This window comes from Paraclostridium tenue (assembly GCF_039521565.1).
In the GTDB taxonomy this organism is placed as follows: Bacteria; Bacillota; Clostridia; order Peptostreptococcales; family Peptostreptococcaceae; genus Paraclostridium; species Paraclostridium tenue.
Genome location: NZ_BAAACP010000007.1, coordinates 160,067 through 180,206, shown reverse-complemented (window position 1 = coordinate 180,206; position 20,140 = coordinate 160,067). Strand labels below are relative to the sequence as shown.

The following is a 20,140-nucleotide window of genomic DNA, read 5'->3' as shown; positions in this document are numbered from 1 at the left end:
TTTAAATAAAATAAAAAAACTACCTTAAATTTAAGGTAGTTTTTTTATTTTATTTAAATAAGACATAAGAAAAGAAAAATGAAATTGAAATATTTTATAAATTAAAAAACGGAATTTTAAAAACAAATTGAAAATTTAAAAATATTTGTTGTGGTTGATAGAATTAATGTGCTACCATTATAGCAAATAGAAAAAAGGGGGATGTTTTATGGGAAAAGCAGAAGTTAAAAAAAGGAGTCTTTTGATGAAATGTCTAGACTCAGTAGAATATATAGGAAATAAGTTACCACACCCAGTTACATTGTTTGCAATGCTATGTGTGGCAATAGCAATTATATCTGCAATAGCAGAAAAGATGGATTTAAGTGTAACAGCAGAACTTATAAATAGAGAAACAATGAAAGTTGGAGAACAAACTATAAAAGCGATTAGTTTATTAAATGGAGCTGGGTTTAAATATATGTTAGAAAATGCAGTAACTAACTTTACATCATTTGCTCCTTTAGGCGTAGTGTTAGTAGGTATGTTAGGAATTGGGATTGCAGAAAGTTCAGGATACATAGGAACACTTCTTAAAAAAATTGTAAGTATAACACCAGCAAAGCTGATAGTTCCAACGGTTGTATTCCTTGGAATAATGTCAAATGTGGCGTCTGATGCAGGCTATGTTATATTAATTCCTCTTGGTGCTTTAGTTTTTATGGCTTATGGAAGACATCCTTTAGCTGGTATAGCTGCAGCTTTTGCAGGGGTTTCTGGAGGATTTAGTGCAAACTTACTTATAGGAACTGTTGATCCTATGCTTGCAGGAATAACAAATGAAGCAGCTCATATAATAGACCCAACAGTAAATATAAGTGCTACTGCAAATTATTTTTTTATGTTTGTATCAACATTTTTAATTACTATATTAGGAACTTTGATAACTACTAAAATTATAGAGCCTAAACTTGGAAAATATAATAATAAAGATGCTAAATTTTCAGATGGAATGTCAAGAGCTAATGATTTACAAACTATAAAACCTGAAGAAGCTAAGGCTATGAAAGCTGCAAACTTAACTTTACTATTTATGGTTTTAGGATTAATAATACTTGTAGCTATGCCAAATTCATTTTTAAGAAATTTAGAAAAACCAAACTTCTTAAATTCTATAGTAGATCATTCTACTTTGATGAATGGTCTTATACCGATAATAGCTATACTATTTTTTGTACCATCTGTAGTTTATGGGAAAATAGCTAAAACTGTAAAAAATGAAAAAGAAATAGCAGCTCATATGAGTAAAGCAATGAGTTCTATGGGTGGATATTTATGTTTAGCATTTGTGGCATCACAATTTATAAAATATTTTGAGTATACAAATTTAGGGACAATAATAGCTGTAAGAGGGGCTGAATTCTTACAATCAATAAATATAGGTGCAATACCATTGTTAGTAGGATTTGTATTTATAACAGGATTTATAAATTTATTTATGGGATCTGCATCAGCTAAATGGGCTATAATGGCACCGGTATTTATACCTATGTTTTTAAAATTAGGAATAAGTTCAGACGTTGTTCAAGCAGCATATAGAATAGCAGATAGTTCAACAAATATAATATCACCTCTTATGAGTTACTTTGCAATGGTTATAGTATTTATGCAAGCTTACAAGAAAGATACTGGAATAGGAACTGTAATATCACTTATGTTACCATATTCTATGACATTCTTAATAGCTTGGACTATACTATTTATAGTTTGGATGGTTACTGGAATACCGATAGGATTTTAGGTTAATATAAAAAGAGTTATTTTTTAGATAACTCTTTTTTAATTGTTATAAATTTTATGAAGTTTAACTTTTATTGAGAGTTTAAAAAAATTTGATATTATATTTTTCTAAATTTAATAAACATTTTATTTTGAGGATTTTATATTTAACTATATTTGCTATAATTTCAGGCATAGCCACATTTTTAGGACTTGGAACTATGGAGATTAATAGTGGATTTAGTTCTTATGGTAATCTAAATAGCTTATTATTATGAGTGAATTGTAAACTTATGTAACATTTAAATATGCTTAATTGTGATAGAATTAATATAAATATAACTATTAATTAGGAGGAATTAAATGTTAGTATTAACTACTGAAAATATTCCAGGAAAGAAGATAACAAAAGTTATTGGTTTAGTAAAAGGAAGTACTGTAAGGGCAAAACATATAGGGAAAGATATAGGAGCTAGTTTTAAACAATTAGTTGGAGGAGAATTAACAGGATATGATGAAATGCTGGAAGAAGCTAGAAAAATAGCTATAGAAAGAATGGTAGAAGAAGCTAAAAATAAAGGAGCAAATGCCATAATAGGATTTAGATTAACTTCAGCTGCAGTTATGCAAGGAGCAGCAGAGATGTTAGCTTATGGAACTGCAGTAGTTATAGAAGATAATGAGTAATTTGCATTTATGAAGTTATATAATAATTAATAAGATAAAAAAATCTATAGATATTTCTATGGATTTTTTTATTTTTAAAATAAATACTTTATGATAAAAAAGTAAACTATTATAATATAATATATTTAATAACTAAATTAAGTTGGTTTTTATAAAAAGCAACAAGGAGGTACAACTATGGAATTTATACTAAATATATTAAAACGCATAGATATTCCACTTTGGATAAGAAATAAAGAAGGTAAAATTATTTTTATAAATAACAGTTTGCAAAAAAAATTTGATATAAGTATAAATGATATAAATTTTAGTATGGAGAAAAGTGTAAGCAAAGAATTAAAAAAGTTATATGATATTATGATTATGCCTAAATTTAATTCATCTTTTACATATGAAATAAAAAATAAAATATATAAACCAATAATTCTTTTTTGTGATGATAAATCAAAAAATGAAGTAGCAATATTAATAGATGTAACTGATGTTTCTTTTAAATCGAATAACCAACAAATAAATATGTTAAAAAATGTAATAGACAATATACCTGAGTTGATTTTTTATAAAGATGATAAGCTTAGATACGTTAGTATAAACAAAGAATTTAAAAATTTTTATGAAAAAATAGGAGTTAAAGATATAATAGGTAAAACAGATTTAGAATTTTCACTAGACAGCAGTTTTACTAGAGCATGTAAAGAGCATGATGATATAGTTTTAAAAACAAAAGAAACATTATACTCAGAAGAAGAATTTCCTATACCAGGAAAAGATGAATTCTGTACTTTAAACAGCGTAAAAGCACCTATAATAGGAGAAGATGGTAATGTATTAGGATTAATTGGAGTTGCAAGAGATATAACAGAACAAAAAAAATTAGAAAAAAAACTTAGATATTTAAGTTATACAGATAGATTAACAAGTTTATATAATAGAGCATATTTTGATGAAAAAGTAAGTGAATTTATAGAAAATAAAAAATTTCCTATAGGAGTTGTAATAGGTGATGTAAATGGACTTAAAATAGTAAATGATACATTAGGACATTTAGATGGAGATAGGCTTTTAAAAGAAATGGCTAATGTACTTAAGGAATCATGTGGTGATAAAGGATTGGTATTTAGGTGGGGTGGAGATGAATTCATAACACTTATCCCAAATTCAACCGAAAAAGATTGTCTAAAGCTTATCGAAAAAGTAAATAATCTTTGTGATAAAAAAATTTATGATAATTTTAAATTAAGTATATCACAAGGTCATTCTATGATTAATGAACATACAAGCTTAGATGATGCATTAAGAGATGCTGAAGATAAAGTGTATAGACAAAAAATATTAGATAATAAAAGTGTTAGAGTATCTATATTAAATACTCTAAGAGAAAGTTTAGAAGAAAAGAATCTAGAAACACAAGAACACACAAAAAGGGTCGCAAAGTATTCTGTAAAGGTAGGAAAAGCCTTAGGTTTAAATGATGAAATCTTGGAGAAACTGGCTTTGGTTGGAGAACTTCATGATATAGGAAAAATTGGTATACCAGAACATATATTATTAAAACCTGATAAACTAACAAATGATGAGTATGAAATTATGAAAACTCATGCTGAAAAAGGCTATAGATTAGCATTATTACTTCCAGAATTAAGCTATATTGCAAGGGATATATTAACTCATCATGAAAGGTGGGATGGAAGAGGATATCCACTTGGACTTAAAGGAGAAGAAATACCATTAGTAGCTCGAATCGTTTCTGTTATAGACTCATTTGATGCTATGACAAATGACAGAATACATGAAAGAAGAATGAGTAAGTATAAAGCTATCAAAGAAATTAAAGCATGTTCAGGCAAGCAGTTTGATCCTAAAATAGTTGAAGTATTTTCAAATATAATTGAAAATGAATTAGAAAATAAAAAATATTGAATAAATTTAAAAAAGTATTGACAAAATAAAGGTAATAATCATATTATTAAATTAAGTAAATAAACTAATGCGTTGATGAGAAAAAGTAAAATTAATGTAGTCTTACAGAGAGTTTCCGGTTGGTGAGAGGAGCAAAGGCAAGTTAATTTGAATACCTCTCTAAGCAGCACTCCGAAAGATAACACCCAGTAGGCAGTAGCCGGATTTTGCACACGTTATAGTGCTAGAGTATCCCAAAGTAATTGGCGTACTTGAAGAGGTCGTTATCGTGAGGTAATGATAAATTAAGGTGGTAACACGTGAGTAGTACTCTCGTCCTTTTATATAAGGACGGGAGTTTTTTATTGTATTGGCGCCGTATAACAATTAAATTACTATCCTTAAAGATTAAATATTAATTATAAATTTTAGGAGGATTAATTATGAAAAATATACAGGAGCAAATAAGGATAATATCTAAAGGTGTAGATGAAATAATAGGTCTAGAAGATCTTAAAAATAAATTAGAATTATCACAAAAAGAAAATAAACCATTAACGGTTAAGTTAGGGCTAGACCCTAGTGCACCAGATATACATTTAGGTCATACTGTTGTTTTAAGAAAAATGAAGCAATTACAAGACTTAGGTCATAAAGTGGTAATAATTATAGGAGACTTTACAGGAAAAATAGGAGATCCAACTGGAAAATCTAAAGCTAGAAAAGCACTTACAACAGAGCAAGTATTAGAAAATGCTAAAACATATAAAGAGCAAATACTTAAAATTTTAGACAAAGATAAAACCGAGATAGTTTTTAATAGTAATTGGTTATCTAAGTTAAGTTTTGAAGATGTTATATGGTTAGCATCAACAACTACAGTAGCTAGAATGCTTGAAAGGGAAGATTTTAAAAATAGATACGAGAGTCAAACTCCAATATCTTTGCATGAGTTTTTCTACCCTTTAATGCAAGGATTTGATTCAGTTAAAATAAAAGCTGATATAGAATTAGGCGGAACAGATCAAAGATTTAATGTTTTAATGGGAAGGTCTTTACAAAAAGCATTTAATCAAGATTCTCAGGTAACTATATTTATGCCATTATTAGAAGGATTAGACGGAAAAAATAAAATGAGTAAAAGTTTAGGTAATTACATTGGAATAGATGAAGAAGCTAGTGTAATGTATGAAAAAGCGATGACTATACCAGATGATTTAATAATAAAATACTATGAACTTGTAACAGATATACATCCTGATATAGTAGATGATATAAAAAGAAACTTAGAGGAAAATAAAGTAAATCCTAGAGATATAAAAATGAATTTAGCTAAGGAAATAGTGAGATTATACCATGGAGAAGAAAAGTCCAATGAGGCTGAAAATAGATTCAAAGAAGTTTATCAGAAAGGCCAAATACCTAATGATATAAAAACTGTAGAAGTTTTAAAAGAAAAATTTGATTTAATAGAAGAACTAGTTAAAAATAGTTTGGTAAGTAGTAAAAGTGAAGTTAGAAGACTTATATCACAAGGTGGTATAAAAGTAAATAATGAAAAATTAGAAGATATCAACAAATTAAATATATCTGATACTATGATAATACAAATAGGTAAGAAAAAGTTTATAAAGATATGCATTAAATAATATTTTTTAGAAAATAAACATTTATTTAATATAAATTAATTAATATGAGTATATAGTTTAAAATTAAAAACTATATACTCATATTAAAAAAATTAATAAAAATCTGGTTTTTTATCGTTTAATTCATCTTGTCTTTTTTTAATTACATTTTTAACTTCTTCTTCACTTAAATTTGATTTAGCTATTATATCTGATATTCCCATATTACTTTCAAGCATTCTTTTTACATGTTCAACAGCTTTTTCATATTCACCTTTTTTTAAAGTATGACTCATATAAACACATCCTTTCTAAACTTAAATTTCCACAAAAAACTTAAGTTATAACTGTAAAATAATACACATAAAAATATTAATATTAATAAAAATTGATATTAAAAGAATATACAGGTATAATTATTTTAGAATAAAATTAAATAAAAGGAGGGAATAATAAATAGTTTGTCAAATGAAATAAATAATGTATAATATTAAAATAAGAAACATGGTATAATTAAAAATAATAGAAAAATTAAGTTGCTTTATAAAGGGAGTTATAATATGAGTAATATAAAAATAATCTGCGATACAATGAATGATGTGCCAAAGAACATAATGGATAATTATGATATAGAAATACTTCCTGCTACAATCATATTTGAAGGAAAAGAATATAAAGCAGGAGTAGATATAGATGGAGATGAGTTTTACAAGTTATTAAGAAGCACACAAAGTATACCATCAACATCACAAGTAACTTATGCTACATTTAAGGAAATTTTTGAAAAGTACGTAAGCGAAGGTAAAAAAGTTTTATATCTAGCAGGTTCTTCTGCAGCATCAGGAACTTATCAATCAGCTATGTTAGCTAAAAGCGATATAGAAGGAGATGTATATATATTTGATACATATGGACTTTCTATCGGAGGTGGCCTTTTAATAGGAGAAGCAGCAAAGCTTTCAAGTGAAGAGCATGATATAGACTACATAATAAGTAAGTTAGAAGAATATAAAGAAAAAGTACAAGTATATTTTTCAGTTGATTCATTAGATTATCTACAAAAAGGTGGAAGAATATCTGGCACTAAGGCTGCAATAGGTACTCTTCTTAATATAAAACCTATATTAAAGATAGAAGATGGATTAGTTAAGCAAAAAACTCAAGTTAGAGGAAGCAAAAAGATAATATCAACATTAATAGAACAATTAAGATCTGAAGTAGGAGATAATTTTTCTGATAAAGATGTCTATGTTGGATATGGAGATGACATAGAGGAACATAAAAAATTTATGGAAAAGGTAAAAGAAGAATTAAATCCAAGAAATGTATATCCATTTAGAATAGGAGCTTGTGTTGCTTGCCACTCAGGACCTAGTGTTTTAGGAATTGGATGTTTTAAATAAGGAATCATAATATATTTATAAATACAAAAGCCCTCTAAATTTAGAGGGCTTTTATTTGCAATTTTTTTGAATATATAGTAATGAACTTTTCATATCATTAAATTCATTTTTAGAAATTATCAATCTTTCTATACCATTATAAAAACCATATACATCAAATATTTTATCCACTTTAACTTGTATAATATTATCTATAATATTTATATAAATGCATTTAGAATACTTATTAAAAGATTTAAATATAAGTAATTTGCTACTAGTTAATTTAATCATTTTAAATCCATTAAGAAATAAATTATTATTTAAAAAATTTATAAATTCATCCATATAACTACCTCCAATTTAAAGTATTAACATACAAATGAATTTATATAACCTATATTGTAGTAAAAATTTTTGGCTTGTATAAATTTACCTATTGTAGTAAATTAAAATCGTAAATGAGTGACATAATATATACTACTTAGGAGGATTAAGCTATGAAGATTAATAAGGATAAATTCATATATGAATTTACTAGAAATCAAGCTACTCATGAAGAAATACATGAAAATATATTAGAAGGTATGAATGTTCACGGTGCAAATTTTATCATATTAATATGTGCAATAATAATAGCATCAGTAGGGCTTAACATGAATGCAACAGCAGTAATTATAGGTGCTATGTTAATATCTCCTTTGATGGGATCTATAATAGGGATTGGATATGGAGTAGGAACATACAATGTTAAATTATTAAAAGATGCATTTAAAATATTGATGCTTTCAATTGGAATAAGTATAATAACATCAACACTTTACTTTTCTTTAACACCAATAACAACAGCAGGTAGTGAAATATTATCAAGAACTAGTCCAACAATATGGGACGTTATAATAGCATTTGTTGGAGGTACAGCTGGAATGATAGGTATAACTCGTAATAAACCTAGTAATGTTATACCAGGAGTTGCTATAGCAACTGCGCTTATGCCACCTCTTTGTACAGCAGGTTATGGACTTGCTACTAAGCAGTATGATATATTTTTAGGTGCAGGATATTTATTTTTTATAAATTGCTTTTTTATAACCATATCAACACTTATAGTTACAAAAGCTTTAAATATACCAACTAGAATAAACATATGTGATGAAAAGCAAAAAAACGTTAAGAAATTTATAATAATAGCATCAATTATAGTAATAATCCCTAGTATGTTTTCCGCTGTTAACATGATAAGAGAAACCATAGATGAAAGTAACTTAAATACTTTTATTAATCAAGAGTTAAATGGACAATATGTAATAAGTAAAAATATAAGTGAAAAAGATAATACAATAACTTTGGCTCTTATGGGTAAAAGAATATCTAATAGTCAATTAGATGAATTACAACAAAGCCTTCATCACTATGGATTTAGCAATAAGAAATTAATTATTAAACAAGATGATAACAATTTTAATGATATAGAAAAATACATAAATGATATAAAAAATAAAAATAGTGATTTTATAAAAGATAATAATATTTCTAATAATAAAGAAGAAAACAATAAAGAAATATCTAATCAAACAGAAGTAGAAATGATAGCTAGTGAACTAAAAGCTATATACCCTAAAATAAATGACGTATATACAGGGTATGTTTTTGGAGAACAAGATAAAAATAAAGAAATACCTATACTTATAATATATAGTGAAGATGATTCTTTAAATAAAAATATAGAAACTATTAAAAATTGGTTTAAAACAAGAGTTAAGGCAGATGATGTTAAAGTTTATATACAAAATCCCACTATAAAAGAAGAAGTTGAAACTAACAATTAATAGAAAGCTAATTTTAATTATATAGTTATATATGTAAAAATATGATATATTTTATATAAACAGGTTACTATAGAGTATTTTATTAAAAATACTTTGTAGTAACCTATTTTAATACTTTATATTGGAGGAATATATGAATAAAACAATAGGAGTACTGGCTCATGTAGATGCTGGAAAAACTACGTTTTGTGAACAGTTACTATATCATACAAAGTCAATTAGAAACAGAGGGAGAGTAGACAATAAAGATACTTTTTTAGATAATCATGAAATAGAAAGACAAAGAGGAATAACCATATTTTCAGAACAAGGAAAATTTATATATAATAACTCAAATTATAATTTGATAGATACTCCAGGGCATATAGACTTTTCACCAGATATGGAAAGAGCTATAAGTATAATGGATTATGCAATTGTAATAATAAGTGCTGTAGAAAAAATACAACCACATACTAAAACAGTTTTTAGACTACTTAAAAAATATAATATTCCTGTATTTTTCTTTGGAAATAAAATAGACAGAGAAGGTGCAAATATTGAGAAGTTAATAGAAGATATAAAATTAAATTTAAGTGAAGATGTAATAGATATAAGCACTAATCTGTATATAGATAATGAAATAAATTTAAGTGAAGAAATTATTGAATTTATAGCTGAAAGAGATGAAGAATTACTTGATAAATATTTAAATGGAGAATATAATAAAGAACTTTGGGTAAATAAATTAATAAAAAGTATAAAAAATTGTGATATATACCCATTTCTTAAAGGTTCAGCATTGCAAGATATAGGTATAGAAGATTTTATAAAAAAGTTAGATTATTTGACATATACAAATTACCAAGGAAATAATAATTTTATAGGTAAGGTATATAAAGTTAGATATGACGAAAATAAAAATAGATTAACTTATATAAAAGCTATTAGTGGGAATTTAAAAGTTAAAGACGAACTTAAATATATAATAAATGACGAAGTAATTACTGAAAAAATAAATAATATAAGAGTTTATAATTCAAATAAATATGAAAATGTCAATGAAGTCTTTGCAGGTCAAATATTTGCGGTTACAGGACTAACTAATATTATAACCAATGAATATATATTAGATAAAAATCTAGATATAAATAAATTTTACGAAAATTATAGTATAGATAAAGAAATTGATATAGTACCAACACTAAAGTCTAAAATTAAATTTGATGAAAGCCTTAATATAAAAGATGTGTTAAATGTATTTAAAATATTAAATGATGAAGAACCAGCATTAAATGTAAAATGGAATGAAAATTTAAAAGAAATACATATTCATGTTATGGGAAAGATACAGCTAGAAATATTAAAAGAGATAGTTAAGAATAGATTTAATATAGATGTAGATTTTGGAAAATGTGAAATATTATATAAAGAGACTTTAAAAGAAAAAACTATAGGATATGGACATTTTGAACCATTAGGACATTATGCTGAAGTTCATTTACTTATAGAGCCATCTACTAGAAATAGTGGGATTATATTTAAAAGCAATGCTCATGTAGATGATTTAACTATAGGGCATCAAAATCTAATTAAAACTCATATATTTGAAAAAGAACACAATGGAATACTTGGTGGATATCCTCTTACAGATATTAATATAACACTAATTACAGGAAGAGCACATACTAAACATACTAGTGGTGGAGATTTTAGGCAAGCGACTCTTAGGGCGTTAAGACAAGGTCTTGAACAAGTTGACAATCTATTACTAGAACCATTTTATAAATTTAAAATTGAGATAGGCATTGATTATATAGGAAGAGTATTATCTGATATACAAAAAATGAGTGGTACTTTTAAAGATCCTATTATAAGTGAAGAAATGTGTATTATAGAAGGAAGAGGACCTGTGTCTACATTTATGGACTATCAATTGGAATTAATTAGCTTTAGTAAGGGAACTGGAAGCATTAGTTTTATATTTGATGGATATGATGAATGTCATAATAGGGATGAAATTTTAGAAAATAGAAATTATGATAAAGACAGTGATAGTGAGTATACCTCTAACTCTATATTTTGTTCTAAAGGACAAGGATACATAGTAAAAGGAAGTGAAGCTAAAGAATATATGCATTGTCTAAAATAACTTTAAATAAACTACTTAATTATATTATTCTAACTAAAATATAGGTTAGTATATTAATTTAGGTAGTTTATTTTTTATTAAAATACCATAAAATCAAAGCATATATATAATAATTGCAAATGGAATATGTATATGTATTCATTAATATAATATAAAGGTTATATAATATATTTATAGGGGGGATAATTTGTGAAAACATGCAAAAACTGTGGCAAAATCTTAGAACAAGAAGCTCGTTTTTGTGATGGATGTGGTTATGATACTACTAAAGAATTATATAAAAAAACTATGAAAAAGAAAAATAACTTATTAAAAGTAGTTGTGGCTTTATCACTTTTAGGGATAATATCTGTAATATTATTTTTCACACTTAAAGATACAATTTTATTAAATTACTATAGTAAAAAAGGAGATATAGAAAGTTCTAATATAAAATCTATTGATTATTATATTAAAGCTATAGATATTAAATATACAGAAGAGTTAGTGGAGAAAATAAGAAAAGAAGTAAGCGAATGTAGAAGTTTTGAAGAAGAACTAATTAAATTAGAAAAGATTATAAATAGCAAAGACTTGAGTAGTATGTATATTGAAAATTATGTAAAAAAAGCAGAAGAACATTTTGAGAATGGAGATTATGACCAAACATTAAAATATCTATCAAAAGCTAAAGAATATAATTTTAAACAAGAAAATTTTAAATATTATAATAAGCTGATAGAAATTCAAAATCAAAAAATTAATGAACATATAAAAGAAAATAACTTACCTGAGAATAATAATGAATATATTATATATGATAGTCATATTAGATATCTAACTAAATCAGAACTATATAAATACAGTAAAAATGAATTAGCATTAATTAGAAATGAGATATTTGCAAGATATGGATATATCTTTAATAAAGATGAATATTTCAATTATTTTATCAATACTAGTTGGTATATCCCAAATCCAAATTTTAATGGAAGTATAAATGAATTAAATACTATAGAAAGATATAACGTTGAGCTTATAAAAAGTTTAGAGCAAGGTTATTAGGGGGGAGAGTTTTTGTATTGTAAAAATTGTGGAAGCAAGTTAAATGAAAATGCTAATGTTTGTACTAATTGCGGAGTAAAAGTAGGAAATGGCAATAGCTTTTGTAAGTTTTGTGGGAATGAAACTAATAAAGATTCAAAATTTTGTATAAGTTGTGGAAATGAATTAAATAAGCCATATATACCAAAGAATACAAATAATAATAAAAATATATATTGCAAAAATTGTTCTAATGAAATGAGTTCACAATCATCTGTTTGTACTAAATGTGGGGTTAAAAGAGGAAATGGAAATTCTTATTGTCCAGAATGTGGAAAAGAAACTGATAAAAATGCAGATGTATGTGTTAATTGTGGAGTTAATTTAAATAATAAGTTTTCAGTTATAAAAAGTATAAATAAATCAAATTCTAAAGTTGGTTCTGTAGGTAGTAAGAGTAAATTATTAGCTATAGTACTATGTTTGATATTTGGAACAATGGGAGTTCATAGATTTTATGTAGGTGATAATTCTCAAGGATTTATTATATTAGCACTTACTTTAGCTGGAATAGTTACTTGTGGAATAACTACTATAATTAGTTGTATATGGGTGATTGTAGACTTTATATTAATAATATTAGACAAGATAACAGATGAAAATGGCGAAGCACTTCAGTGGTAAAAGAATTAGGTTGTGTGTATATATAATAGGAATTATAATTATATATTCTATACCTATTAGTTTTATCGAAAGCAGAAGCTTTTGCCTTTGGTATAATTTACTTGGGAAAAAATGTTTTGGTTGTGGAATGACTAGGTCATTTTTTAATTTATCTAGATTTAAAATATTAAAAGCTATAGATTATAATTTTATGATAGTTTTTATGATTATACCTATATTTTTAATTATTAAGGATATGTTTAATATATTAAGGCATGAGTTAAAAAAATTAAATAAAAAGATTAATTAGTAAAAAGAAGTATGTAGAAAATTTTCTACATACTTCTTTTATTGCTATTTATATACAATATGTTACAATAATATACGGCTAAAAACATATTAGGAGGAAGATGATGGACATTTTAAAAAATTTTCGTAAAGTTATAACGCTGATGATAATTCTATTTGTGATTATATCAATATCAGGTTGTTCAAAAGATAAAATTTCTGAAGTTAAAAATAAAACTAATGTAAAGGCTTATAATAATGAAAACTTATTAAATACAGAAAATCAAGAAGCACAACTTCACTTTATAAATACTGGAAATAGTGATGCTATACTTATAAAACAAGGAAATCAAGCAGCATTAATAGATGGTGGAGATAATGATGATGAACAAAGAGTTGTAAATTATCTTAAAAACAATGGAGTAAAAGAATTACAATATGTATTTGCAACACATCCACATGCAGATCATATAGGTGGACTTGATGCAGTAGTAAAAGAAATACCTGTAAAAAATGTGTATGTTAGCAATGGAAGTGCAAATTCAAAGACATATTCAGATTTTATAAATGCTATGGCAAATAAAGGATTACATCCTAGTGTACCTTTATTAAATAGTGAATTTAAATTAGGAACATCAAAGTTTAAAGTTTTATCTGTAGCAAATTGTGATGATCCTAATAATAATTCAATAGTACTTGAATATACAAATGGAAATGATAAAGTACTTTTAATGGGGGATGCAGAGTCTGAAATAGAATCTAAGATAAATGTAGAAGATGTTGATTTGTTAAAAGTAGGTCATCATGGATCTCATAGTAGTTCAACTCCTTCATTTATAAATAAAGTAAATCCAGAATATGCTGTTATAACAGCTGGTGAAAACAATAAATATGGACATCCTCATAAAGAAACTATGGAGACTTTAAAAAGTAAAAATATCGAAGTACATAGAAGTGATGAGTGTGGAAATATAATATTTATATCTACTGGAAATGGCTTAAAAGTAGATTGTAAAAAAGGAAGTTATAAAAGTGGTAGTGAAAAAGGATATATAGTTACTTCTAATGATAATTCAAGTGATAAGAACTATAGTAAACACCCTAAAAATAATATATCAGCTACAAAGCCGAAAACATCACAAAAGTTAGCACAAGAACCTGTAAAAAATAAAGGAAAAATTGTTTATTGGACGCCAAACGGAAAGTCATATCATACAACTAAACAATGTTCTGCATTAAGTAAAAGTAAAACTATATTTTCAGGAACACAATCTGAATCAGGTAAAACTGATCCTTGTGATAGATGCCATTAAAAGATAAAACAAATAATTGAAAAATCTATTATAACTAATATTTTAATTGAACAATTTATCAATTGCTGATATATTATAATACTGTAAATAAATCAGTGAAAATTTAAATTATAGAATTTAGACATAAGTTTTTAGCATCAGGAGGAAAAAATGATAGATATAGCAGATTTAAGATTTGAATTTACAGAACAAGGAGAGTCTAAAGAAGTTGATTTTATGGGACTTTGTCAAATAACAGAAGACCTTTTATGGTACTGTGAAGATACAGATACTATAGTATTTGGATTTGAAGATGATAGTGAATATAGATTAAGTATAGATGAAGACACAGAATATGAAGATATACAAGATTTTTTTGATAATATAGCTGAAGATCAATGTATATCTGATAGTGTAAGTATAAAATTATTAAATAGTAGAGAATAATTAAACATAATAAAAGCTAGTAAAAATTACTGGCTTTTTATTATGTTTAATTTACTGTGAGTTAAATACAAAAAAATTAAAAATAAAAAATATTTCTAAAAAATGTATACATATTTGAAATAAGTGTTATAATAAGTATTACAGTAGTTAAAAAGATTACTGATATTAAATAAATGAAGCAAAAGTTTCATGTAGGTATTTAGGAGAACATTTCAATGACTAATGGAATAGTAAAATGGTTTAACAGTGAAAAAGGATTTGGATTCATATCAGTAGAAGGTGGAGATGATGTATTTGCTCACTTCTCAGCTATACAAAAAGATGGATTCAAAACTTTAGAAGAAGGTCAAAAAGTAAGCTTTAATATAGTTGAAGGTGCTAGAGGTCCTCAAGCAGAAAACATAACTATATTATAATTATAGATTGTCTTTAATAAGATCCCAATTAGGGATCTTTTTTAATTTCTATAATAATTATTTTTTATTTTTAATTAATACATTATTATAATAAAATATTAATTTTCAGAATATAATGAATATAAAGAACTTAAAGTTAAAAGGGGGGATTACATATGGTTTTATTTAATCCAGTAGTAATTTCTATTGCTGTAATGATAATTCTTTGTTTATTTAAATTCAATGTTTTTTTATCAATACTTATAGCAGCAATAGTTGCAGGAGTTTGTTCAGGTATGCCAATAGGAGATACTATGAGTATTTTAGTTGGAGGAATGGGAGGAAACGCTGAAACAGCACTAAGTTATATATTACTTGGAGCTTTAGCTGTAGCAGTTAGTAAAACGGGGCTTGCATCAATTTTAGCAAAAAAAATATCTAAGATAGTTAAGGGCAAAAAATTAACACTTATCTTATTGATAGCGTTCATATCATGTTTTTCACAAAATCTTATTCCAGTACACATAGCATTTATACCAATATTAATTCCATCACTGTTAGGTCTTATGAATAAATTAAAAATAGATAGAAGAGGGGTAGCTTGTGCATTAACTTTTGGATTAAAAACCCCATATATTGCAATTCCAGTTGGATTTGGATTAATATTTCAAAATATTATAAGAGATCAAATGATAGCTAATGGAATGGGAATAACTACAAGCATGGTAACTAGTGTAATGTGGATAGCCGCACTAGGAATGATTTTAGGTTTATTAGTAGCTGTATTTATAACTTATAGAAAGCCAAGAAATTATAAAGATGCAAATATAGAAGCGATTGAAGAAAATGAAATAGAAGAGAAAATGACTAAAAAGCATTGGTGTGCGCTTTTAGGAGCTGTAACTGCATTTATTATACAAATTTTAACAGGGTCATTACCTCTTGGAGGCCTTTGCGCAATAATAGTGCTATTTATAACTAAATCTATAAAATTTGATGAAATAGATGAGTTAGTTGATGGTGGTGTAAAGATGATGGGTCTTATAGGCTTTATCATGCTTGTAGCTGCTGGTTATGGAAGTGTATTAAGAGAAACCGGAGCTGTTGAAAGCTTAGTAGCATCTGTTTCAGGGTTAGTTGGAAATAGTAAGCTTATAGGGGCTGTACTTATGCTTTTAGTTGGACTTTTAGTTACTATGGGTATAGGAAGCTCTTTTGGAACATTACCTATAATAGCTGCTATATATTGCCCATTAGGAGTTAGTTTAGGATTTAGTGTAAAAGCAATAATACTTTTAATAGGAGTTGCGGGAGCATTAGGAGATGCAGGTTCTCCAGCGTCTGATAGTACACTAGGGCCAACTGCAGGGCTTAATGCTGATAAACAACATGATCATATTTGGGATACTTGTGTTCCAACATTTATGCATTATAATATACCTTTGTTAGTATTTGGAGTAATAGGTGCAATGATATTATAAAATATATTAAAAAAGCTTATCTAAAATAATTAATTGAAATTAACTATATTTAGATAAGCTTTTATTTATTATACACTAAAGAGATTTTTATTAATGCCGATATAGCAAACAGTATATCTAATATTTTTATTCATATCAAAGATTTATTTTAGTTAAAAGTATGGGGAGAAGTATGAAGACAATAGAAGTATTAAAAATATTAAAAAAATATAATAAAGTAATATATGAGGTTATATATAATTTAAAAAGGGAAAAAGAAGATGATGTATTAAAAGCATTAGTAGATCAAGTATATAAAAATAGGGTTGAATTGAAAAAGTGTATAAATAAAGAAAGTTTTATAAAGGATAAAACTATATATTCTTTAGTTATAAATTTAACTAAAGAAGAAAGAAAATCACTTTTAGAAAGATTAAATATATTTAATGATGTGGATATTGAAAAATTAGAAGATGTACATAAGGCTATAAAAAGTAATTATGATAATTTAACTTTAAATAAGAAGTTAAAAGTACCAATAGATTTAGAAGAAACTATAGAAAAGTATTTTTATGATATAAGAAATGAAAGAAATAAAAGTTGTACTAAATTTATGATTTTTTTAATTATAATTGTAGTATTTACAGGATTTATAGCTTAGCTGTATTATAAAATATAAATTGGTAGCAATTATTAATATAACTAAAAAAACAAGAGTAATTAAATTCTATATTATGAATATAAGAACAAAATATATAAAAATAATTAATTAAGATAAAATATTACATTTTATCTTAATTAATTTAATTAATTTAAAAAAATTCAAAAAAAATTAAAATATAATTAAATTTTCTGAAAAAGTAAGTTTTCTAAATAATGTGATATAATAAATACAATCAAACAAAAGGAGGGTGAACTCTAATGAGTGGTAAAAAATTACCTAAGGGAGCTTATGGAGGAGTATCTGGAAAAGATTACGTTCCTTACATAACAGACAAATCTAGAACAGGTGCAAATATAGCTGTATTAATCATTGGTATCATCTTAGCAGTTATTTTCTCAGCATCTACAGCATATTCAGGAATGAAAGCTGGTCTTACAGTTGCTGCAGGGATTCCTGGTTCTATAATCGGTTCAGCATTTATCGCAGCTTTTGCTAGCGGAAAAGGTATTCTAGGTAAAAATATAGTACAAGGTATGGCCAGTGGTGGAGAATCAGTTGCCAGTGGTATGATTTTCGTATTACCTGCTATCTTATTAATTGGTAGTCAAGTTTCATTTTTAGAAGGATTCATAGTTGGAATAGGTGGAGTTTTATTTGGTATTGGAGTTGCATCCCTTGTTCATAACTATTTAATTATTGAAGAACATGGTAAACTTATGTACCCAGAATCAATGGCAATTTCTGAAACACTTGTTGCTTCAGATGGTGGTGGAGATTCAATGAAATACATGGGTATGGGATTTGGTATAAGTGGACTTATTACTGTATTAACAGGTTCATTTTTAAACGTAGCCAATAATGTTATAAGTTTTATCGGAAGTAAATTTTATAAATTTAAATTTGAAGTTGAAGTTAACCCACTTCTTTTAGGAATTGGATTTATAGTAGGACTTGAAGTAGCATTAACAATGTTTGCAGGTTCTTTATTATCACATTTTGGTATTATGCCTTTAATAGGATACTTCACTGATATGGCAGGAGAAGGAGCTAAAGTATGGAATGACCCAACAATGGCTATTAACCAAATGGATGTAAATGCTATAGCTGGTAACTATGTAAAATACATAGGAGCTGGTATGATGCTTTGTGGAGGTATAATAGGTGCAGTTAAACTTATACCAACTATAATAGCTTCTGTAAAAGAAACATTAAAAGCTAAATCATCAACATCAGGAGATGCTGATGCAAACTCAACTCTTCAAAATATAATCTTATTAAGTGGAGCTGTAATTGCATTTGTAGCAGCATTCTTTATTTCAGGAAGTATAGTGATGGCAATAGTAGGAGTTATAGTATCTCTTTTATTAGCAGCACTATTTGTTATAGTTGCTGGACGTTTAACAGGTACAATAGGTACATCAAATCTTCCAGTATCTGGTATGACAATAGCATCTTTAGTTATAGCAACATTAGTATTTGTTATAATGGGATGGACTGATTTAGCAGATAACAAATCATTATTATTATTTGGTACATTCATAGTTGTTTCTATATCTATAGCTGGTGGATATACTCAATCTCAAAAAGTAACTTACATAATAGGTGGTAGTAAAAATGAAATGCAAAAATATTTTGCAATAGCTGGTATAGTAGGTGTAATAGTTGTTGTAGGTACAACAATATTACTTTCAGATCAACTTGCAGTTGCAGGAGATAATCCTCCATTTGCACTACCTCAAGCAAACTTAATATCAACACTTACTTCAGGTATAATGTCTGGTCAATTACCTTGGGTTATGGTAATCGTTGGAGTATTTATGGCAATAGTTTTATACTTCCTAGACTTACCTATAATGACTGTTGCTATAGGATTTTACTTACCAATTGCAACAACTTCTATAATATTAGTAGGAGCATTAATCCGTGTATTTGTTGAAAAAACTTCTAAGAGTGAAAAAGAAAAAGAAGTTAAAGTTTCTAATGGTATAAGTTTATCATCTGGACTTGTTGCAGGTGGTTCTATAATAGGATTAGTAGGTATAATATTACAAGTATCAGGTGTTATAAAAGGAGCTGGACCTAGTGGATTTGCTGCTGGAAATATGATGGCAACAATTCTATTGATAGTGTTAGTTGGACTTACTACATGGCCAATTATTACATCTAAGGTAAAGAATAAAGAATAATGAAAAATAATGAAGATGTTTTAAACATAATATTTAAAAGAAGTGACAAAATTGAATATGAAGTAAATGAAGAGGGAATTGTTACAATACTTGAAAAGCAAGATCATAAAATACAAAGATTTTTTAGAAAATTAAAATTTAAAATTCCTATGTATAAAAAAACTGAGCTTGATAAGTATGGTAGTTTTGTATTTTTACAAATTGATGGTAAAAAGACTGTTAAAGAAATTGGTGAAAATTTAGAACTAAAATATAAAAAAGAAGCTCATCCACTTTATGAAAGATTACTTCTTTTTTTAAACCATATAGATGTTAATTGTCACTACATTGAAAAAATAAACTACTAAAAATAAAAAGGATATCTTAAAATACATTGTTATAAAACAATAAGTTTTAAGATATCCTCTT

General features: G+C 26.4%; 19 protein-coding genes and 1 other annotated feature. Of the genes, 17 read left to right on the top strand and 2 right to left on the bottom strand.

All coding sequences use genetic code 11. The features are described 5' to 3' along the window. Nucleotides 1–208 precede the first annotated feature (208 nt). The 4 genes from ABFX13_RS07570 (at nucleotide 209) to tyrS (ending at nucleotide 5,993) form a co-directional block, all read left to right on the top strand. Nucleotides 209–1,780, top strand: a complete 1,572-nt coding sequence (locus tag ABFX13_RS07570) for an AbgT family transporter (RefSeq protein ID WP_346044525.1) — start codon at nucleotides 209–211, stop codon at nucleotides 1,778–1,780. A 341-nt stretch (nucleotides 1,781–2,121) separates the two neighbouring features. Continuing rightward, nucleotides 2,122–2,445 (top strand): heavy metal-binding domain-containing protein, encoded by a 324-nt coding sequence (locus tag ABFX13_RS07565; RefSeq protein ID WP_346044521.1) that lies wholly within the window; start codon nucleotides 2,122–2,124, stop codon nucleotides 2,443–2,445. A 177-nt stretch (nucleotides 2,446–2,622) separates the two neighbouring features. Beyond that, complete coding sequence (locus ABFX13_RS07560) at nucleotides 2,623–4,365, top strand: HD domain-containing phosphohydrolase (protein WP_346044514.1); 1,743 nt, start codon at nucleotides 2,623–2,625, stop codon at nucleotides 4,363–4,365. 63 nt (nucleotides 4,366–4,428) lie between these two features. Next, nucleotides 4,429–4,688: a binding site (T-box leader), on the top strand. 99 nt (nucleotides 4,689–4,787) lie between these two features. Further along, on the top strand, nucleotides 4,788–5,993 hold the full coding sequence (tyrS, locus tag ABFX13_RS07555) for a tyrosine--tRNA ligase (RefSeq protein ID WP_346044512.1): 1,206 nt from the start codon (nucleotides 4,788–4,790) through the stop codon (nucleotides 5,991–5,993). 92 nt (nucleotides 5,994–6,085) lie between these two features. On the opposite strand, the gene ABFX13_RS07550 is transcribed toward tyrS, so the two are convergent. Beyond that, nucleotides 6,086–6,268 (bottom strand): hypothetical protein, encoded by a 183-nt coding sequence (locus ABFX13_RS07550; protein WP_270647255.1) that lies wholly within the window; start codon nucleotides 6,266–6,268, stop codon nucleotides 6,086–6,088. A 264-nt stretch (nucleotides 6,269–6,532) separates the two neighbouring features. Between ABFX13_RS07550 and ABFX13_RS07545 the strand changes: the two genes are divergently transcribed. Further along, nucleotides 6,533–7,375 (top strand): DegV family protein, encoded by an 843-nt coding sequence (locus ABFX13_RS07545; RefSeq protein WP_346044510.1) that lies wholly within the window; start codon nucleotides 6,533–6,535, stop codon nucleotides 7,373–7,375. Between the two features lie 51 nt (nucleotides 7,376–7,426). On the opposite strand, the gene ABFX13_RS07540 is transcribed toward ABFX13_RS07545, so the two are convergent. Next, nucleotides 7,427–7,702 carry a hypothetical protein gene (locus ABFX13_RS07540; protein ID WP_346044508.1) on the bottom strand — a complete coding sequence of 92 codons (276 nt, stop codon included), beginning with the start codon at nucleotides 7,700–7,702 and terminating at the stop codon, nucleotides 7,427–7,429. A 152-nt stretch (nucleotides 7,703–7,854) separates the two neighbouring features. On the opposite strand from ABFX13_RS07540, the gene ABFX13_RS07535 reads away from it, so the two are divergent. The 12 genes from ABFX13_RS07535 to ABFX13_RS07485 all read left to right on the top strand — a co-directional run bounded on the left by ABFX13_RS07535 (nucleotide 7,855) and on the right by ABFX13_RS07485 (nucleotide 20,079). After that, a complete protein-coding gene (locus tag ABFX13_RS07535; RefSeq protein ID WP_346044506.1) occupies nucleotides 7,855–9,183 on the top strand; it encodes a DUF389 domain-containing protein in 1,329 nt (442 codons plus the stop codon). 133 nt (nucleotides 9,184–9,316) lie between these two features. Continuing rightward, on the top strand, nucleotides 9,317–11,314 hold the full coding sequence (locus ABFX13_RS07530; RefSeq protein ID WP_346044504.1) for a GTP-binding protein: 1,998 nt from the start codon (nucleotides 9,317–9,319) through the stop codon (nucleotides 11,312–11,314). A 189-nt stretch (nucleotides 11,315–11,503) separates the two neighbouring features. Further along, on the top strand, nucleotides 11,504–12,358 hold the full coding sequence (locus tag ABFX13_RS07525; RefSeq protein ID WP_346044502.1) for a YARHG domain-containing protein: 855 nt from the start codon (nucleotides 11,504–11,506) through the stop codon (nucleotides 12,356–12,358). Between the two features lie 12 nt (nucleotides 12,359–12,370). After that, entirely contained in the window at nucleotides 12,371–13,021 is a 651-nt protein-coding gene (locus ABFX13_RS07520; protein WP_346044500.1) for a TM2 domain-containing protein, read from the top strand. Further along, complete coding sequence (locus tag ABFX13_RS14750; protein WP_428833865.1) at nucleotides 12,993–13,310, top strand: DUF2752 domain-containing protein; 318 nt, start codon at nucleotides 12,993–12,995, stop codon at nucleotides 13,308–13,310. The genes ABFX13_RS07520 and ABFX13_RS14750 overlap by 29 nt, the downstream gene beginning before the upstream one ends. Before the next feature lie 103 nt (nucleotides 13,311–13,413). After that, nucleotides 13,414–14,601 (top strand): ComEC/Rec2 family competence protein, encoded by a 1,188-nt coding sequence (locus ABFX13_RS07515; protein ID WP_428833864.1) that lies wholly within the window; start codon nucleotides 13,414–13,416, stop codon nucleotides 14,599–14,601. Nucleotides 14,602–14,751: 150 nt separating this feature from the next. Next, nucleotides 14,752–15,027: a hypothetical protein gene (locus ABFX13_RS07510; protein WP_346044496.1), complete on the top strand. Its 276-nt coding sequence runs from the start codon at nucleotides 14,752–14,754 to the stop codon at nucleotides 15,025–15,027. A gap of 215 nt (nucleotides 15,028–15,242) precedes the next feature. Then, nucleotides 15,243–15,443 carry a cold-shock protein gene (locus ABFX13_RS07505; RefSeq protein WP_021125716.1) on the top strand — a complete coding sequence of 67 codons (201 nt, stop codon included), beginning with the start codon at nucleotides 15,243–15,245 and terminating at the stop codon, nucleotides 15,441–15,443. 155 nt (nucleotides 15,444–15,598) lie between these two features. Continuing rightward, nucleotides 15,599–16,903, top strand: a complete 1,305-nt coding sequence (locus ABFX13_RS07500; RefSeq protein ID WP_346044493.1) for a Na+/H+ antiporter family protein — start codon at nucleotides 15,599–15,601, stop codon at nucleotides 16,901–16,903. Nucleotides 16,904–17,075: 172 nt separating this feature from the next. Continuing rightward, a complete protein-coding gene (locus ABFX13_RS07495) occupies nucleotides 17,076–17,543 on the top strand; it encodes a hypothetical protein (RefSeq protein ID WP_346044491.1) in 468 nt (155 codons plus the stop codon). A 260-nt stretch (nucleotides 17,544–17,803) separates the two neighbouring features. Then, entirely contained in the window at nucleotides 17,804–19,732 is a 1,929-nt protein-coding gene (locus tag ABFX13_RS07490; RefSeq protein WP_346044489.1) for an OPT family oligopeptide transporter, read from the top strand. Continuing rightward, nucleotides 19,732–20,079, top strand: a complete 348-nt coding sequence (locus ABFX13_RS07485; protein ID WP_346044487.1) for a PqqD family peptide modification chaperone — start codon at nucleotides 19,732–19,734, stop codon at nucleotides 20,077–20,079. Before ABFX13_RS07490 ends, ABFX13_RS07485 begins: the two co-directional genes overlap by 1 nt. Nucleotides 20,080–20,140 lie beyond the last annotated feature (61 nt).